This is a genomic window from Alphaproteobacteria bacterium, from assembly GCA_004295055.1.
Lineage (GTDB): Bacteria > Pseudomonadota > Alphaproteobacteria > SHNJ01 > SHNJ01 > SHNJ01.
Genome location: SHNJ01000023.1, coordinates 1 through 17,367 on the forward strand (window position 1 = coordinate 1; position 17,367 = coordinate 17,367).

The window sequence follows — 17,367 nt, forward strand, 5'->3', positions numbered from 1 at the left end:
TAAAATAAAAACAAAAAAACAAGAACCGCCTCGTAAAAGACCCAGCGCTCCGGCATCCTCATTGTTGCAATCTAAAATTAGAAGCGATGGCGCTTTGACGCCAAAGCCAATGACGACTGAAGAGTATATTAGGCAGTGGCAATCGGGATATAAAGGTCCGCCTTTATTGAACGATGGCCGTTGATTTTTTTTGCTGGCATTTAATACCGGCCGGATTACATTGCGTATATGGAACCGACAATTTTTCAAACCTACACGCCATTTCTGGTCATTGCGGCGATTATCGCCACCGCCGCGATTTTGATTTACGGAATTTTGCAAATGGCGAAATCGGTGCCGCCCGGCGAATCCTCGGTCGACAAGGCGCGGCGCAGCAACAAATTGATGCAGTACAGAATTATTCTGCAGGCGATCGCGGTGGCGTTGTTTATGTTAATGCTGGCCTTGCGCGGTTAGCGGACCAGGCCCAAACTTTTATATTCCGCCAGAACCGTTGCCCACGATTTGGGACTTATTTGAATATGGACATCCGTTTGCGCCTGATCGTAAGCGGTTTTCAATAAAGTTCGGAACTTTTTTGGATTGGGCGTTGTTGTGATGCAGGTATGAATGGCCGACAGCATATCGCTGGCATAAGCCTGATCGGAATCGGAATATCGTCCCTGCGCCACTTTTCTGGAAATTACAATATATCGCGCAACAAGATCTTTGAAGCATGTCCAAGATGCATCGCCGTCGGTTTCTATGGACAGCATCAACTCCATGGCGTCAGTATTTTCTACAAATTGATTCTCTGAAAGTTTTTTGCGCACCCTGGCTACTATGATTTTGTGCGATTCTTCGGCGCTTGGCTTGGCTGGAATTTTGTCCGGTGTAAATGATTTAAGTTGCGCGCTGCGTGCCATGGATACCCTGAAGTGTTTATTTTACTGATTTAAAAGGTCTACCAGAGATTTTTTACAATTTTATTGCACCGGCATGATTTTCTGCTAATTTGCCCAATATCTTATTGGCAAGTCACGGAAAATTATGAAAATATTCGTTCCTATCAAACGTGTGGTCGATTACAACGTCCGTATCCGGGTAAAGTCCGATGGCAGCGGCGTTGAAACGCAAAATGTAAAAATGTCGATGAACCCGTTCGACGAAATTGCGGTCGAAGAAGCTGTGCGGCTCCGGGAAAAAAATATCGCAACCGAAGTGATCGCGATCAGCATCGGCCCGGCCCAAGCGCAAGAAACTATTCGCACTGCGCTGGCGATGGGCGCGGATCGCGGCATCCATGTATTGTATGATGGCGAAACGCAGCCGCTAGGCGTTGCAAAAATTCTGTCGCAAATTGTTCCACGTGGAACAAATGATTATTTAATTATCATGGGCAAGCAGGCCATCGACGACGATTGCAATCAGACGGGGCAAATTCTCGCTGGCTTGCTGGGCGTGGCGCAAGGAACTTTTGCTTCGAAACTGGAAGTCGCCAAGGATCATTGTGCCGTCACCCGCGAGATTGACGGCGGACTTGAAACATTGAAATTGAAAACACCTTGCGTAATCACAACCGATCTGCGCTTGAACACGCCGCGCTTCGCATCGCTGCCGAATATCATGAAGGCAAAATCGAAGCCGATCGAACAAAAGACGCCGCAAGATTTCGGCGTGGATTTATCGCCGCGGCTAAAAACCTTGAAAGTGGTGGAGCCATCGAAACGCCAGGCCGGCGTGAAGCTCGGCACCGCGCAAGAGCTGGTTGAAAAATTGCAAGCGGCGGGAGTATTGTCATGAGCATCCTTGTCATCGCCGAACATAACAATCAAAGTCTATTAAAATCATCTTTGTGCGCCATCGGTGCCGCCGCACAATTAGGGGAAGCGCATGTGCTGATACTGGGCGCCAATTGCAGCGCGGCTGCCGATCACGCATCAAAAATAAACGGCGTTAAAAAAGTTTTAGTGCAAGACAATGTTGTGCATCAGAATTTTTTGGCAGAATCCGCCGCACCGGTGATTGCAGAGATTGCAAAAAATTATACGCATGTGATCGCACCGGCCTCTTCCTTCGGGAAAAATATTTTGGCGCGTGTTGCGGCGGCGCTGGATGTACAGCCAATTTCCGATGTGATAAAAATTCATTCGGCCGATACATTCGATCGTCCGATTTATGCTGGCAATGCAATCGCCACGGTGCAATCATCCGATGCAATCAAATTATTATCGGTTCGCCCAACCGCTTTTGCGGCGGCGGGTACTGGCGGCAATGCGCCAATTGAAAATATTTCCATCGCTGCGCCATCGCAAGCATTGTCCGAATTCGTTTCACGCGAGGTCAGCAAATCCGAGCGCCCCGATTTGGGCAGCGCGCGGATAATTGTTTCCGGCGGCCGCGGGTTGGGCAGCGCGGAGAATTTCAAGCTGATTGAAAAAATCGCCGACAAATTGGGCGCCGCCATTGGCGCATCGCGCGCTGCGGTCGATGCCGGATTCGTGCCGAATGATTATCAAGTTGGCCAGACCGGAAAAATCGTCGCGCCGGAATTGTATATTGCGGTCGGGATCAGTGGCGCGATTCAACATCTTGCCGGCATGAAAGATTCCAAAATCATTGTCGCAATCAACAAAGACGGCGAGGCGCCGATTTTCCAAATCGCCGATTACGGTTTGGTCGGCGATTTGTTCGCAATCCTGCCGGAATTGCAGGCGGCCTTGGAAAAAGCCAAGCATTAACATGCCAAACTGTGTCATTCGGGGCGCAGCATAATTTCTTTATATATTGTTTCGCGTCCGTATTGCGCGCCTATGCATGAAGTCGGCTAGAATGTCCACGCATTCTAGGAGAAGTTTTATGAGCATTTCTATTAAATCGATCGGCGTTATCGGCGCGGGGCAAATGGGCGGCGGCATTGTACATGTGTGCGCGCAGGCCGGATACGACGTGATATTGTTGGATGTCAGCGACGATCGGTTAAAGGCCGGTGTCGGCACGATTGAAAAAAATATGACCCGTCAGGTCAGCAAAGGCAAATTGACAGAAGCCGATATGAAAGCCGCGCTTGGCCGCATCAAAACTTCGACCGATTATAAATCGTTCGGCAATTGCGATTTGGTGATCGAGGCCGCAACCGAAAACGAAGAAATAAAAAAGAAAATTTTGCAAACGCTTTTCCCGAATTTGAAAAAAGACGCGTTGATTGCAACTAACACATCGAGTATTTCCATCACCCGCCTTGCCGCCGCGACGGATCGTCCCGGCAAATTCATCGGCATGCATTTCATGAACCCAGTGCCGGTGATGCAATTGATCGAGGTGATTCGCGGTATCGCAACCGACGATGCGACGCATGACGCGATTTTGGAAGTCGCCAGAAAATTGGGCAAAACCACCGCCGAATCCGAGGATTTTCCAGGCTTTATCGTCAACCGGATTTTATTGCCGATGATCAACGAATCGATTTACGCATTGCACGAAGGCGTCGGCAATGTGCAGTCGATCGACACCGGCATGAAATTGGGCGCGAATCATCCGATGGGTCCTCTGGAATTGGCCGATTTTATTGGTCTCGATACGTGTCTTGCGATCATGCAAGTGTTATATGATGGCCTGGCCGATTCGAAATACCGCCCATGCCCGTTACTGGTAAAATATGTCGAGGCCGGATGGCTGGGCCGCAAAACCGGAAAAGGTTTTTACGATTATTCCGGCGAAAAACCGGTGCCGACGCGGTAATTTCTACCGGCCTTGATTTGCGGCGGAATCGACCAGTATCCTGCTAACAGGCGTCCATTTATGGTCTTGCAATTTGCTGGTGCCAAATCCGGCCGCAATTCCTGTTGTCAAGGCGCAAACCCAACTGGCGGCAACCCTTATATTATCTTTGGTGCTGTCACTGAATTTAACCATAGTGGATTCTACAAATTGACCATAGGTCCAGTGGCACGCAGCCCCGCCCAATGCCGCGCAAAAACCGCCGATCGCAGCGCATTCCGTATAACTGCAAGTGGTCATAGCGCTCTTTTTAAAAATAAGTCCGCTAATGAATCCAGCAACCCCAGCGACCATCATAAATCCCAAGGCTATTTTGCCGTTGACGATGATCGCTTCTTTAATCTGCTGCCAAGCCGTTGGTGGGGGTACTATTTCCCATCGTACCATAATCTACCCTCGCTTTAAATTTGATGGAATTTAGCAAGGAAGGTTCAATATTACAAGCACGGGAAATCATTGTATTGTTTCAACGCCAATAGGCGGAATGCGCGATTGATTTTACATCCCTGTTTTCACAATCGGCAATGGCGGGGACGGCAGGTAGTTCTGTAAAAACGAGATAACTTGCGGACTGTCCCATTCGGTGGCGCCATATAATCGTGCGATTTCAACGCCGTTTTCGTCGATAATAAAACTGGCCGGTAGTCCCGGTATGTCCCAACTTTTGGTGGCGTTGTTCAGGGGGTCGGTATACAGCGCCAAATTCGGAATTTTCAGTTTGTCATAAAAAGGTTCGACCAGATTATCGTCCCGGTCTTCGTTGATCGCGATGACATCGAAATTCTGACCTTCCATTTTCGCCTTTAACCTCGATAAAGACGGCATTTCCTTGACGCAAGGAACGCACCACGTGGCCCAAAGATTCACCAGCAATAATTTACCCCGGAAATTCCGCAAGCTTAATTGCTTTCCGTCCGTATCATGGAATACAATAACAGATGGTTTCTGCGGCGGCTGTTTCATCAAAAGACCGGGGATCGGCCCACGGTCTTGCGCGCCTGCAAAACTTGGCAGAACGATCATTATGGCGGCGATGGCCGCGAGCAATAAAATTCGAAATGATTTTGGCATAAATAATATCATGGCACAAAAACCTTTAACAAAAGTTAGCGTCAAATCCAATTCCCAAAAAACCAATACTATATGGGGTGGCCGTTTTTCGGCGTCTCCTGCCGCTGTCATGGAACAAATAAATGTTTCCATCGATTTTGACAAGCGTTTATATCGCCAGGATATCGCCGCATCGCTGGCGCATTGTAAAATGCTGATCAGTTGCAAAATTATATCCGCGGAAGATGGCAAAAATATTGCAAACGGATTACATACAATTTTAGGCGAAATTGAATCAAATCAATTTCCTTTCCGCCGCGAGTACGAAGATATTCATATGAATATCGAAGCGCGCCTGGCCGAATTGATCGGCGATGCGGCGGGGCGCTTGCATACCGCGCGGTCGCGGAACGACCAAGCGGTGACGGATTTCCGCCTATTCGTCCGCGATGCGATCGATGTATTGGATCGTTATGCGCAGAATGTGCAAAAGGCGTTGATCGACAAGGCGGAACAATATGCCGATGCGATTATGCCGGGTTATACCCATTTTCAGGCGGCGCAGCCCGTAACCTTTGGCCATCATTTAATGGCCTATGTCGAAATGCTGGGCCGGGATCGCGGACGTCTTGCGGATTGCCGCGCGCGTTTGAACGAATGTCCGCTTGGCGCCGCCGCCTTGGCGGGGACGTCATTCCCGATCGATCGCCATAAAACGGCCGAAGACATGGGATTCGATGCGCCGATGGCAAATTCCATGGATGCGGTCGCTAGCCGCGATTTCGCGCTGGAATTTTTATCCTGCCTGTCGATTATGTCCGTGCATTTATCGCGGTTTGCCGAGGAATTGATTGTCTGGAGCAATGACCGGTTCAATTTCATCGCGCTGCCGGAATCGATGACCAGCGGTTCGTCGATCATGCCGCAGAAACGCAATCCAGATGCGGCGGAATTGGTGCGCGGCAAGGCCGGAAAAATCGCCGGCAATTTGCAATCGCTGTTGATGCTGCTCAAGGGATTGCCGCTGGCCTATAACAAAGATTTGCAAGACGACAAGCCGATCACCTTTGCGGCGATTGACGATATGGTTTTGTGCCTGAATGCGATGCAGGCGATGGTCGAAGGCATGCACGCCAACATCACCGCCATGCGCGCGGCAGCCGATGGCGGATTTGCCACCGCAACCGATTTGGCGGATTACATAGTGCAGAAACTGAATCTGCCTTTCCGTAAGGCGCATCATATTGTCGGCGCACTGGTAAAATTGGCGGAAAAAAAGAAATGCGGCCTTGCCAAACTAAGCCTTGCCGATTTGCAATCGGTCGAACCGAAATTGACCAAAGAGGCATTCAATACGCTCGATATCGATTTATCGGTCGGCAGCCGCGACAGTTTCGGCGGCACCGCCCCGAAACGGGTTCGGGAATCGGTGAAGGCGGCGAGGAAGAAGTATTTATAGGTATCAGGTACCAGGTATCCGGTTTCAGGTTTTTATAATACCTGCCTGATACCTGGTACCTGAAACCTGAAAAGGAAAGCCCATGTATAAGATGATGATAATTCTGTTATGCAGTTTTCTTCTATTGTCCGCTTGCGGCAAGCGCGGCGGATTGGAAGCGCCGCCCGGCAGCGATCCCAAATATCCGCGCAGTTACCCGCAACAATAATGACCGCAAAACCCACCCCGCGTTCGATGCCGCCGCTGCCGAATATGGGGCCCAATATGGGCTGGCGCGATGTTTTCCGCGCGGTGCGGCAATTGACCGTGGGGGCGGATCACGGCCCGGTAAAAAGATCGAAAAAATTATACGCCGCCTTGGTTTTGATGTGGGAAGACATCGCGCCGCGCATCTGGCCTTATGGCGTGGCGTTATTCGCCTTTATCGGTTTGGCGCTGTTTGAATTGCCTTCGCAATTGCCGGGATTGCTGCACAGTTTATTGCTGGCGGGGCTTGCGGTTTATTTTATCGATGGCGGGGTGAAATTGTTGCGCCATTTGCGCTGGCCATCCGAACGCGAAATTTATCACCGCATCGAACTGGACAGCGAATTGCCGCATCGGCCATTGACATCATTGCAAGATCAGATCATGCCCGGCGCCGACGCGTATCAGCAAGAATGGTGGCGCGTATACCGGCAATATATCGCAACGCATTTACAGCGTCTGCAAGTCAATATGCCGCGATTCGGTTTCGCGCCGTTCGATCCTTACGCATTTCGCAGCGTCTTGTTATTGTTTGTGGTAATTGGCGTGATGCATGCCGGGCGCGATACCGAAAACCGCATTTGGCACGCGTTGCGCCCGGATGTTCCGTCGGCCAGCAGCTTGCTGGAAAGCCTGACGGTGTGGGTACGCCCGCCGGAATACACCAAATTGCCGCAAATTCCACTGCGCCCGGAATTGAAGGATGTCACCGATATTCCGGAACAAAGCCAAATCTATGTGCAATTTTCCGGCGTGAAATCGAATCCTGCTTTTTATATCGATAACGATAAGCAAAATTTGACGGAACTCAATGACAATACCTATCAGGCCAATATCACTGTCGATAAAGCCACGGAAATCCGCGCCTATCTGGGATGGCAGACGCTGGGCAAATGGCCGGTGCAGGTAATTGCCGACACGCCGCCAAAAATAGATTGGGACGGCGATATGTACGCAACCTCTCGCGCGGCGCTGCGCATCGGGTATAAAGGCCAGGATGATTACGGCATCACCAAAGTTTTCGCCGAAATTTCCAAGCCTGGCGAAAAAGAAATCATCACTTTGAAATTGCCGGTATTCACGGTTGGCAAAAACGAAGTCAAAAACTCCAGCTATCACGATATCGCGCATCACCGCTGGGCCGGGCAGAAGGTGCAAGTACGCTTGATCGCCTATGACGCGCGCGATCATATGACGACATCGGCGCCGAAAGAAACCACATTGCCGGAACGCGTGTTCGAACATCCGCTGGCCAAGAAAATCGGCGCGCTGCGCAAGGATTTTATGGAAGGGCGTTTATCGCGGATCGATTTATCCGGCGCGCTCGAAGATATTCTGCAAAATCCAAAATCGTTCGAATATGACGCGAAAGTAACGCTGGGCACGCGCGTGGCGCAACGCCGGGCGCATTTGGCCGATGACGATTCGCAGAATCAAAATATCGCCGATTTAATGTGGGATGTGGCGTTGCGTCTTGAAGATAATGGGATTTCGCTGGCGGAACGCGATCTGCGGTCCTTGGAACAAGCGTTGCAAGACGCGATGGCGCGCGGCGCCAGCCAGGCGGAAATCGATAATCTGCTCGATCAGTTCGAAGAAGCGATGAGCAATTATCTGAACGCCATGTACGAACAAATGATGCAGGAAGATATGGAAGATCTTCCGTCGCTGGATACCAATGCCAATTCGATCGAGGTGGAGGATATTGACCGCATGCTGGCACAAGTGCGGCAATTGATGCGCAGCGGTAATACCGAAGAAGCGCAAAAATTGCTTAGCAAGTTGCAGGAAATGATGGCGAACGTGCGCCAGAACCAAGGCCAGCAATCGGAAGCGACGAAAAAGGCCATGGAGATGATCAAGAAAATGCAGGGTCTGATTCGCGATCAGCAATTGTTGCTGGATTATTCCGCCGCGCAATTGGTGGAAAACGCCAAAATCCCGGAAGGCGCGATTAACAAAATTAAAAAAGACCAGCCGCCAGTCGGCAAGGGATTGAAAGATTTTGTCGATCAAATTACCGCGATGGGCGCGCCAAAAATAGAATCGTTTGAAAAAGCCGGCGCTTCGATCAAGGCGGTGGTCAATGTTGCGGCCGATGCCAAACAGCCGGATAAAACGCGCCGCGAAAATATTTTACTGCATGAAGCCGAAGCGTTGGAACAAATGCGCGCCGGTTTGCAGGAATTGATGAAAAATATGCAAAATTCTGGCGGCGGCGGACAAATGCGCGCTGGATCGGGCCGCCAGGACCCGTTCGGCAGAACGCGGCCAGGCCAAGGGCCGCTCGATGATCCGGATGTGCGCGTTCCCGGCGTGCAGGAATTGCAGCAAACGCGGGAGATATTGGACGAGCTGCAACGCCGCTCCGGCGATTTCGGCCGCCCCGAAATCGAACGCGATTATATCAAGCGGTTGTTGAGACGGTTTTAGGATTAAGTACTAAGCACTCCAATTATCTCCTCCCTCCCTCTTGTGGGGAGGGGCGGTGTGGTGGTATGGTCTATCACTATAGTTCTAATGTGATAATTTGTGTACCCCCACTCAAGAAAATCTAAGCGCTCTTCGATCGCTAATATTTTCTATCTCTCCCCACAAGGGGGAGAGAATGCTTATATTTTTTAATGATGCTCGGAATGTTCCGAAGCTGGCGCAGGTTCCGCTGGCGCTGTTTCAGTATGTTCTGTCGCCGGTGCTTCCGCTGCAGGTTCATGGTCTTGCGCCGCTGGTTCTTCGCTATGTTCTGCGGCCGACGCCGACTGTTTATGTTCCATTGCTGGGGCGGCAGTGGCCGGCGCATCGGAATGTTCGGCCATTTCATGATCCGGCGCGGTAAAGGTAACCAATACGCGGAAATCGGTATTTTCAATCAACGGCAATTTCACGGCAAATGGAATGGTTTCCTTGGGCAGGATTTTTTCGCCGGCCGCCTTGAAGCTGGTTTGATGAAATACTTTATTTTGCCGGTCCAAAGTTTTCGCCAGTAAATCCGGAATGGTCAGAGGACTGTCGGTGTGGTTGACGATATTGCCTTTAATTTCAATTTCGGTCGGTTTATGGACAATTTTATCGCCGGTGCTTTCGTCAATTGTCTCTATTTTGACCAATTCCCAGGCGAGATCGCGAATATCGAGCCCGGCGCCTAAAACCGGCACGGGCATTCCGAATAAATCGTATATCCGGGCGGATGCCGGCCAGTGGCTGACGATCAGGCCGCGTTCGAAGCTGCCCAGGCCGACAATCGATAAAATCAACAAGCCAAATAACACCCACGCTTTTTTGGTGGAATAATGGTTATGTTCTTGCGCGGCATGGCCTTCGGCGGCGGTAGCGGCCAAATGATTGATGGCGGCCATTGGCGGAGCGTCATCGGCCGGTGGCGCTTGATCTGAAACGATTTTTTCAATTGCGGCTTCGATTTGCTCCGGGCTGGGGGCTGGATTATCGACCAATTTCGGTTCCGGCAATTTAAAGAACCACTTATGTTTACACTTGGCGCAAGTGAGGTTCTTGCCTTCCCCAATTTTTTCCGGGGGTATTTTAAATTTGGCCGAACAGGCGGGGCAGGAAATAATCATTAAATAGCAATCACTCGATTAGGCGGCAATAACGCGGCCTGGGATATTAGGCAATTTACTTATTCGCGGATTTATTTTATATCCTGTTACGTCGGCTCAAACAAGCGGACAATCGTGGCAAACTCAAGATTAATGAAGTCTCCTAATGGAACCAATCGTTTCCTGTCATAATGTATCCCTGGCGTTCGAAGAAGACCGTTCGGTGTTAAAGAATATTAACTTTACCCTGGAACCGGGATCGTTTCATTTCTTAACCGGCCCCAGCGGCGCCGGCAAATCGTCTTTACTGCGCTTGCTGTATCTGGCCGAACGGCCGACCGGCGGGTATATCCGCATGTTTGGCGACCGGCTGGATCAATTGCATAACAGCGAACTGCCACTGGTGCGCCGCCGTATCGGTGTGGTGTTTCAGGATTTCCGTTTGTTAAAACATCTAACCGCGCTCGACAACGTTGCCTTGCCGTTACGTGTCGCCGGCGGCAAGAAAAAACAGATTGTCGATCATGTAAAGGAATTATTGTCCTGGGTCGGACTTCAGGACCGGATGGAAGCCTATCCCGATTCTTTGTCCGGCGGCGAACAACAACGCGTCGCGATTGCCCGCGCGGTTGTGACCAAGCCGTCTTTGTTGGTTGCCGATGAACCGACCGGCAACGTCGACGATAAAATGGCGGTGCGTCTGATGCGCCTGTTCGAAGAATTGAATAAAATGGGCACGGCGGTTTTGATCGCGACCCATAACGAGTTTCTGATTCAAAAGTTTTCGCATCCCGTGCTGTATTTGAATCAAGGCACGCTGCACACCACTAAGGATTTAGCCGCATGAAAGCCTGGTTAAGCAAAGCCCGTAAATCGTCCCAAGAATTGCCGTTGCAACGCGACGACAATGCCCGTTTTATGCCGTGGATCATCGCGGTTATGGTGTTTTTATTGACTTTATCGCTGACTTTTTCATTCGCGATGCGCACCGCGATCAATGAATGGAATTCAAGCCTGGTTGCCACCATCACGGTGCAAATTCCGGCGCCGTCCGCGCTCGATACCAAGGGCGATAGCGCCGATATGCGGGTTGAAAAAATTGTCGCATATTTAAAGACGGTCGATGGCATCGAACAAATCCGCGCGGTCGATCCGAAAGAATCGGTTGATTTGCTGGAATCCTGGCTGGGCGAGGGCAATGTACGCAAAGAATTGCCCATTCCGCGTCTTGTCGATTTCAATATTGCCGAAAATGCGGAATTGGACATCATCGCGATTCAGCAAAAAATCGCGTCGCTGGTTCCCGGCGCGGCGATGGACGACCATAAAATGTGGCTGGATGATTTGCTGGCTTTTGGCCAACGGCTGAATTTAATGGCGTATTTTATATCCGGCGTTATTGCCGCATCGACCCTCGCCATGATTGTGTTCGCAACGCGCAGCGGACTTGTAACCCATCACCGCACCATCGGTTTGCTGCATATTATCGGCGCCAAAAATTATTATATTGCCAAGCAATTCGCCCGGAACGTGTTCCTGGTTGGATTGATGGGCGGCATTGGCGGCATGGTTGTGGCTATATTGCTGATGTATGGCATAGCCGAGGCGTTTGACGATATTGTCGGCGGCTTGCTGCCGGATTGGCATTTAACGCCGCTTGCTATCGTATCGATATTGTTGCTGCCGGTCGCGACCGGATTGGTGGCCATGATGGCGGCGGGAATTACCGTGCTGTCGAAATTGGGTAAGACTTTATGACCTGGCTCGTGGTTTTGGACCGCGATGGCGTGATCAACGAAGATCGCGTCGATTATGTAAAATCTGTCGATGAATTTGTGATGATTGATGGCGCCGCCGGCGCTATCGCGCGCATGAATCGAATGGGCTGGCGCGTGGCGGTGGCCACCAACCAGTCCTGCATCGGCAAGGGAATTATTACCGAATCGCGCCTTTATGAAATTCACGACCATATGAACGGTTTGCTGAAAAAATCCGGCGCGCAGATCGACAAAATTTATTTCGCCCCGGATCATCCCGATCGTCCCACCAACCGGCGCAAGCCTGGCCCCGGCATGCTGATTGAGGCGATGATGGATTTTGGCATTTCATCCACCCGCACCATAATGATTGGCGACGCCTTGCGCGATTTACAGGCCGCCAAAGACGCGGGTTGCCGCCGTTGCCTGATTAAAACGGGCAAGGGAGAGGAAACCTTGGCAAGCGGCCTGCCAAGTGATATAAAGCCGTTATTGCTTGCGGATAATTTGAATCACGCGGTCGATTTGGTGATGCAACTTGAGACGGAAAAGAAAACTCTATCATCGTAAGCGCTTTTGGGCTGCGATTATTCTGATCATCCTCGCTTATTTTTGGGGCATGGGATTGAATTGGTATACGCAGCAAATTCCCACCGAACTTGCCGACGATAATTCCAAAACCGATGCGATTGTCGTTTTGACCGGCGGCGTGGAACGGTTGCAAGTCAGTGCCGATTTGTTATTTCAAAAACGCGCTAAAAAATTACTGATCACCGGCGTTGGCGACCGGGTCAAAAATATAGACAGTTTGCATTTGATGTTCCCCAAAAAATTCGATCCAGCGTGTTGCATCGAATTGGGCTACCGCGCCGCCGATACTTATGGCAATGCGATCGAATCGGCGCACTGGATGGAAGAAAATAAATTCACTTCGATGCGGCTGGTGACGGCCGCCTATCACATGCCGCGCAGCCTGATGGAATTTCAAGCCGCGATGCCGAATGTTAAAATTATTGCCCATCCCGTATTTCTGGAACATGTGCGCACCGGCGAATGGTGGCGCTGGCCCGGGACATTTTGGCTGGTGATTGGCGAATACAATAAATATTTGTTCGCCCGGTTGGGGCACGAATTGATCAATATCTATTTTCAGAGAATCGAGAATTAAACCTGATTTTTAAGGCATTTAACCGGGTTTCAGTCTCTATAATCTTATTGACTTTTGTTTCCATTTAAGATTTAATCAGCGGCAATCAACGGCATAAGCCGATTATAAAAATATACATATTTTACAAAGACTTAGTAATATTATTGGGTCTGATGGAGCAACAGGTAATGGCAAAAAACGCAACGATTCCTTCCGCAACTCCGCCAAAGGCTGAAAATCCGCCTAAGGCCGATTTGTTGACCAACAAAGTTTTGGTTGCCGAACCGCAAGAAGGCGAAGTTAAAACCATTACCGTAGAGCCCGGCACGGTGGTCGGCCTGGATTTTGATTTAGGCGAGGCGCAAAGCAGCGTCGACGGTCCAAATTTAATTTTGAATTTCGATAATGACGGCAAAATCGTATTGCTGAATTTTTTCCCGGAAACCGGCGCGCCAAACCGAACCGCCTTGCAAACCCCGGACCAAGAAACCATTCCGGCGGAAAAACTGCTGGCGACTTTGTTGCGTTTAGACACGTTGCAAACCGCCGAAGGCAATGAACAGGGTTCCGGTGCGAATGGCGGCCATGGCAGCGCCTCGTTCACCAGTTTTGATCAGGAATTCACCTTGCCCGGCATTCGTCCAATTGGGTCTGGGCAAGACACCAATTCTTTAAATGCCAATGGCGGCATTGCGCCGTTTATTCCGCAAGCGGCCGCGAATCTGGCAAATTTGTCCGGGTTTGGCGGCGGAAACCCTGGTGGGGGCGGCAATCCAGGTGGTGGAAATCCTGGCGGCGGCGGTAATCCCGGTGACGGTGGTAATCCTGGCGGTGGCGGAAACCCTGGTGATGGCGGAAACCCTGGTGATGGCGGCAATCCCGGCGGTGGCGGCAATCCCCCGGCTTTAAATCCTTTATTCACGGCGGGAAATGATACGGTGAATTTCAATTCCGTGGTTGCCGGAACCTATATCGCAGGCACGCAATATGACGGTCTTGCCGGAAACGACAATGTGATTTTGGCCAACAGTGCGGCCGCGGCCGCAAATGCCGGATTTTCCGGTACGATTTTTCATGCCGGCGCTGGCGATGATTCGGTTACTGGCGGCAACCAAGACGATGTCATTTATGGCGATGACGGCAATGACAATTTGTACGGTCAAGGCGGCGACGATCAGATTTTCGGCGGTCTGGGCAATGACGTTATTACTGGCGGCATCGGCAACGATACGCTGGATGGCGGCGCAGGCGCGGATATTTTGCATGGCAATGACGGCGCCGACACAATTTATGGTGGCGATGGCGATGATATATTGACCGGCGGCGCGGATAACGATGTTTTGAATGGCGATGCGGGTGTTGATCAGCTGGATGGCGGCGACGGCAATGACCGTTTGTTTGGCGGACTTGGCAACGATAGCTTGTATGGCGGTGCTGGCGCCGACTTGTTGAATGGCGGCGATGGCGATGACGCTTTGCATTTTTCGGTCGATGGCGCCCGCAACAGCGTGGCGGTCGCGATCCCGCAACCAATAGATATCAATATTATCAATAATGGCGGCGGTTTTGGCGCGCCTCCTGGCGGCGGTCCCGTGAATCAATTGGATGCGGCGGCAGTGGCGTTGGTCGCCGCTTATCCGATCGGATTTTTCAATATCAGCCACGATACCTATGTTGGCGGCGCTGGTGTCGACACGTTATTTGGCGGCGCGGGCAATGACTGGATTCGCCTATATGCCGATGGCGATCCATTCGCGCCAGGCGTGCCGGTTGGGCCGCGCATTGATGGCGTGGAAATCATCGATGCCGGAGATGGCAATGATTTCGTCGATATGTCCGGCCCGTATAGTTACGGCGATATCACCGTTTACGGCGGCAATGGCAATGATTTTATTCTGACTTTTGCCGGCAATGACAATTTGCATGGCGGCAATGACAGCGATCATATATTTGCCGGCGCTGGCAACGATCATGTGTACGGCGATGCCGGCAATGATTACCTGTTCGGCCAGAATGGCGATGACATTATGGATGGCGGCGCCGGTGACGATTTATTGCGTGGCGGCGACGGTAACGACCAATTGCTTGGCGGCGATGGCAACGACACCTTGTATGGCGATGCCGGCAACGATTTCCTTGGCGGGAAACTGGGAGACGATATTCTGCATGGCGGGGCGGGCAATGACCAGTTGGAAGGCGGTATCGGCAACGACCAGTTATATGGCGATGACGGCATTGACGTGGTTTACGGCGGCGACGGCAATGATTTTGCCGATGGTGGCGAAGGCAACGATACGATTTACGGCAATTCCGGCGACGATAATCTGTTCGGCAAGGGCGGCAACGATACGATTTACGGCAATGACGGCAACGATCATATCGAAGGCGGCACCGGCACCGATACGATTCATGGCGGCGACGGCAATGACTGGCTGGATGGCAGCGGCGGCGATGATATTTTGTATGGCGATGCCGGTAACGATGTTATGCTGGGCCACGAAGGTTCCGATCAATTGATTGGCGGGGCTGGCGCAGATACGTATTTATGGCAAGGCGGCGATTTGTTCGGCGGCGGAGTCGATCAGGTTTATGGATTTACAACCGGTTCCGATACGCTGGATGTTCGCGCCTTGCTGGCGGGATATAACGGCACGATTACCGATTTCGTGCGGTTTGTGGATGGTATTGGCCAAACCACGATGCAGGTCGATGTATTCGGCAATGGATCCAGCTGGCAAAATTTGGCCATCTTGCATGGCGTAACATTCGGCGGCGGTACGGTGAAATACACCGATATCATCGCGGCGTAATAATCAATAAATTAGGAGGAGTATAAAAATGCCATTAGATAATGATATTTTTGATGGTGAAGCAGTAGTGATTGATAGGCGACCACTACAGCAAGTAACGGTGATGCATAGTCGTAACGTTACAATGTCGGCTACTATACCTGCGAGGACGTATGGTGTGAGCGTTGACATGGGTGGTGGACGATTTATGGTTTTTGCCAGAACGTGCGAAATTCCTGATTCTGTAGGGGAATTACTAGGAGAAATTGAACGGGACCAACAAGCAGCATGGCGAAAAAGAAAAATTCAGACAGCCAAAGATCGCGCAAAATCCTATGGAAATATGCGTCATCAAAGATTTAATAAACGATTGATTTCCAGAATGATGGCTGAACGCGTAAACCGCCGCGAGTATTAATCAAACTGGCGGTGGCGTGACGGGGGCTGGCGGCGCTGGGAAGATCGGTGCGGTCGATTTTACCCTGCGGTACCGCATCGGATGCGCGGAATAAACTTCTTTTTTCGCCTCGATCAACAATAATCCGGAAAATTGCGGGAATATGGCCCGGCCGACTTTTTCAAAGGCGCGGCTGGATGACAATAAAAACCGCGATTGCGTTGGCGGCGTGTACAATGCACGCACGACCTGGGTCGGCGTGAATAATTCCTGCCGCAGCGCCCAGGTCAATTGCGATGCGGAATAGGGCTGGCCATTGCCGAATGGCGTGTGTTCGAACCTGGCCCATAATCCCAACCGATTTGGCACTACCAATAACAAGCGTCCGCTGCCGGTCAAAACCCGCCAGGCTTCTTGCAATAAATGATTCGGATCGCTGCAACCTTCCAGCGCGTGAACCATCAATATGCGGTCGATCGAATAATCCTGAAACGGCAAATTAGTTTCATCCGACAGCGCGGCGATATTGCGTCCATCCTCCGGCCAGGCGGTAATGCCCTGGGTGGCGGGCATGATCGCGGCCATCCGTTCGGCCTCGTCCGAGAAAATTTTCAAAAATGGCGCCGCATATCCGAGGCCCACCAGTCGTTGACCATGCAGATTCGGCCAGATTTCACGGATATGATGCCGGATCGCGCGCCGGGCGATATGCCCCAGCGGCGAATTATAAAAATGCATCAGGTCTAGAATATCGGTGTGCATTGGGCTAGATTACCCCTTATGGCCAAGATCGACATTATCGTACTTCCCGTTCTCAAAGACAACTATGCTTATATCCTGCATAATAACGAGACCGGCGAATGTGCCATTATCGACCCCAGCGTTTGGGATGAAGTGATCGCGTATTGCGATCAAAGATCCTGGAAATTGAATTATATTGTCAATACGCATCACCATTGGGATCACGTTGGTGGCAATTTGGGGTTAAAGGAAAAATATGGCGCGCGCGTATATGGTGCGGATGCGGACAAGCACCGTATTCCCGGTATCGATCAAACCGTTACGCCGGGAAAAGATTTTGATTTGCTTGGCGTGCGCTGGCAAGTGATCGACACGCCTGGCCACACCATCGGCCATGTGGCGTTTTACATTCCGGAATTAAAGGCGTTGTTTTGCGGCGATACGTTATTTGGCCTTGGCGTTGGC

The 17,367-nt window shown here is 51.1% G+C and carries 19 protein-coding genes and 1 pseudogene; 13 read left to right on the forward strand and 7 right to left on the reverse strand.

Features of this window, described 5'->3' with window-relative positions:
* Positions 1-228: 228 nt before the first annotated feature.
* Entirely contained in the window at positions 229-456 is a 228-nt protein-coding gene (locus EYC62_05600) for a twin transmembrane helix small protein (GenBank protein ID TAH34127.1), read from the forward strand.
* On the opposite strand, the gene EYC62_05605 is transcribed toward EYC62_05600, so the two are convergent.
* Positions 453-905, reverse strand: a complete 453-nt coding sequence (locus tag EYC62_05605; protein TAH34128.1) for a hypothetical protein — start codon at positions 903-905, stop codon at positions 453-455. The two genes, EYC62_05600 and EYC62_05605, sit on opposite strands and share 4 nt — an antisense overlap.
* A 124-nt stretch (positions 906-1,029) precedes the next feature.
* Between EYC62_05605 and EYC62_05610 the strand changes: the two genes are divergently transcribed.
* From EYC62_05610 to EYC62_05620, 3 genes are all read left to right on the forward strand, one after another.
* A complete protein-coding gene (locus tag EYC62_05610; GenBank protein TAH34129.1) occupies positions 1,030-1,782 on the forward strand; it encodes an electron transfer flavoprotein subunit beta/FixA family protein in 753 nt (250 codons plus the stop codon).
* A complete protein-coding gene (locus EYC62_05615; protein TAH34130.1) occupies positions 1,779-2,720 on the forward strand; it encodes an electron transfer flavoprotein subunit alpha/FixB family protein in 942 nt (313 codons plus the stop codon). The genes EYC62_05610 and EYC62_05615 overlap by 4 nt, the downstream gene beginning before the upstream one ends.
* Positions 2,721-2,838: 118 nt before the next feature.
* Positions 2,839-3,720 (forward strand): 3-hydroxybutyryl-CoA dehydrogenase, encoded by an 882-nt coding sequence (locus EYC62_05620; GenBank protein TAH34131.1) that lies wholly within the window; start codon positions 2,839-2,841, stop codon positions 3,718-3,720.
* 3 nt (positions 3,721-3,723) lie between these two features.
* Here the strand turns inward: EYC62_05620 and EYC62_05625 are convergent, their stop codons facing one another.
* Together EYC62_05625 and EYC62_05630 are read right to left on the reverse strand one after the other, a co-directional pair.
* Positions 3,724-4,146 carry a hypothetical protein gene (locus EYC62_05625; protein ID TAH34132.1) on the reverse strand — a complete coding sequence of 141 codons (423 nt, stop codon included), beginning with the start codon at positions 4,144-4,146 and terminating at the stop codon, positions 3,724-3,726.
* Positions 4,147-4,257: 111 nt separating this feature from the next.
* On the reverse strand, positions 4,258-4,941 hold the full coding sequence (locus EYC62_05630; protein ID TAH34133.1) for a TlpA family protein disulfide reductase: 684 nt from the start codon (positions 4,939-4,941) through the stop codon (positions 4,258-4,260).
* Here EYC62_05630 and argH point away from each other — a divergent pair.
* Positions 4,841-6,268 carry an argininosuccinate lyase gene (argH, locus tag EYC62_05635; GenBank protein TAH34134.1) on the forward strand — a complete coding sequence of 476 codons (1,428 nt, stop codon included), beginning with the start codon at positions 4,841-4,843 and terminating at the stop codon, positions 6,266-6,268. The genes EYC62_05630 and argH overlap by 101 nt on opposite strands.
* Positions 6,269-6,376: 108 nt before the next feature.
* Positions 6,377-8,947 carry a DUF4175 family protein gene (locus EYC62_05640; protein TAH34135.1) on the forward strand — a complete coding sequence of 857 codons (2,571 nt, stop codon included), beginning with the start codon at positions 6,377-6,379 and terminating at the stop codon, positions 8,945-8,947.
* A gap of 188 nt (positions 8,948-9,135) precedes the next feature.
* On the opposite strand, the gene EYC62_05645 is transcribed toward EYC62_05640, so the two are convergent.
* Complete coding sequence (locus tag EYC62_05645; protein ID TAH34136.1) at positions 9,136-10,092, reverse strand: hypothetical protein; 957 nt, start codon at positions 10,090-10,092, stop codon at positions 9,136-9,138.
* 145 nt (positions 10,093-10,237) lie between these two features.
* On the opposite strand from EYC62_05645, the gene ftsE reads away from it, so the two are divergent.
* The 4 genes from ftsE to EYC62_05665 are packed head-to-tail and all read left to right on the forward strand — an operon-like array spanning position 10,238 to position 12,996.
* On the forward strand, positions 10,238-10,918 hold the full coding sequence (gene ftsE, locus EYC62_05650; GenBank protein TAH34137.1) for a cell division ATP-binding protein FtsE: 681 nt from the start codon (positions 10,238-10,240) through the stop codon (positions 10,916-10,918).
* Positions 10,915-11,829, forward strand: coding sequence for an FtsX-like permease family protein (locus EYC62_05655; protein TAH34138.1), 915 nt, complete (start codon positions 10,915-10,917; stop codon positions 11,827-11,829). The genes ftsE and EYC62_05655 overlap by 4 nt, the downstream gene beginning before the upstream one ends.
* Positions 11,826-12,398, forward strand: a complete 573-nt coding sequence (gene gmhB, locus EYC62_05660) for a D-glycero-beta-D-manno-heptose 1,7-bisphosphate 7-phosphatase (GenBank protein ID TAH34139.1) — start codon at positions 11,826-11,828, stop codon at positions 12,396-12,398. The genes EYC62_05655 and gmhB overlap by 4 nt, the downstream gene beginning before the upstream one ends.
* 49 nt (positions 12,399-12,447) lie before the next feature.
* Complete coding sequence (locus EYC62_05665; GenBank protein ID TAH34140.1) at positions 12,448-12,996, forward strand: YdcF family protein; 549 nt, start codon at positions 12,448-12,450, stop codon at positions 12,994-12,996.
* A 121-nt stretch (positions 12,997-13,117) separates the two neighbouring features.
* On the opposite strand, the gene EYC62_05670 is transcribed toward EYC62_05665, so the two are convergent.
* A complete protein-coding gene (locus tag EYC62_05670) occupies positions 13,118-13,510 on the reverse strand; it encodes a hypothetical protein (GenBank protein ID TAH34141.1) in 393 nt (130 codons plus the stop codon).
* A 201-nt stretch (positions 13,511-13,711) separates the two neighbouring features.
* Positions 13,712-13,867 (reverse strand): annotated as a pseudogene (locus EYC62_05675) (adhesin).
* Positions 13,868-13,913: 46 nt separating this feature from the next.
* On the opposite strand from EYC62_05675, the gene EYC62_05680 reads away from it, so the two are divergent.
* Together EYC62_05680 and EYC62_05685 are read left to right on the forward strand one after the other, a co-directional pair.
* Complete coding sequence (locus tag EYC62_05680) at positions 13,914-15,785, forward strand: calcium-binding protein (protein TAH34142.1); 1,872 nt, start codon at positions 13,914-13,916, stop codon at positions 15,783-15,785.
* A gap of 28 nt (positions 15,786-15,813) precedes the next feature.
* A complete protein-coding gene (locus EYC62_05685) occupies positions 15,814-16,182 on the forward strand; it encodes a hypothetical protein (GenBank protein ID TAH34143.1) in 369 nt (122 codons plus the stop codon).
* Here EYC62_05685 and EYC62_05690 read toward each other — a convergent pair whose 3' ends face one another.
* Positions 16,183-16,923 carry a methyltransferase domain-containing protein gene (locus EYC62_05690; GenBank protein TAH34144.1) on the reverse strand — a complete coding sequence of 247 codons (741 nt, stop codon included), beginning with the start codon at positions 16,921-16,923 and terminating at the stop codon, positions 16,183-16,185.
* 18 nt (positions 16,924-16,941) lie between these two features.
* Here EYC62_05690 and EYC62_05695 point away from each other — a divergent pair.
* Positions 16,942-17,367, forward strand: a 426-nt coding sequence (locus EYC62_05695; GenBank protein ID TAH34145.1) for an MBL fold metallo-hydrolase, incomplete at its 3' end; no start/stop codon positions are given.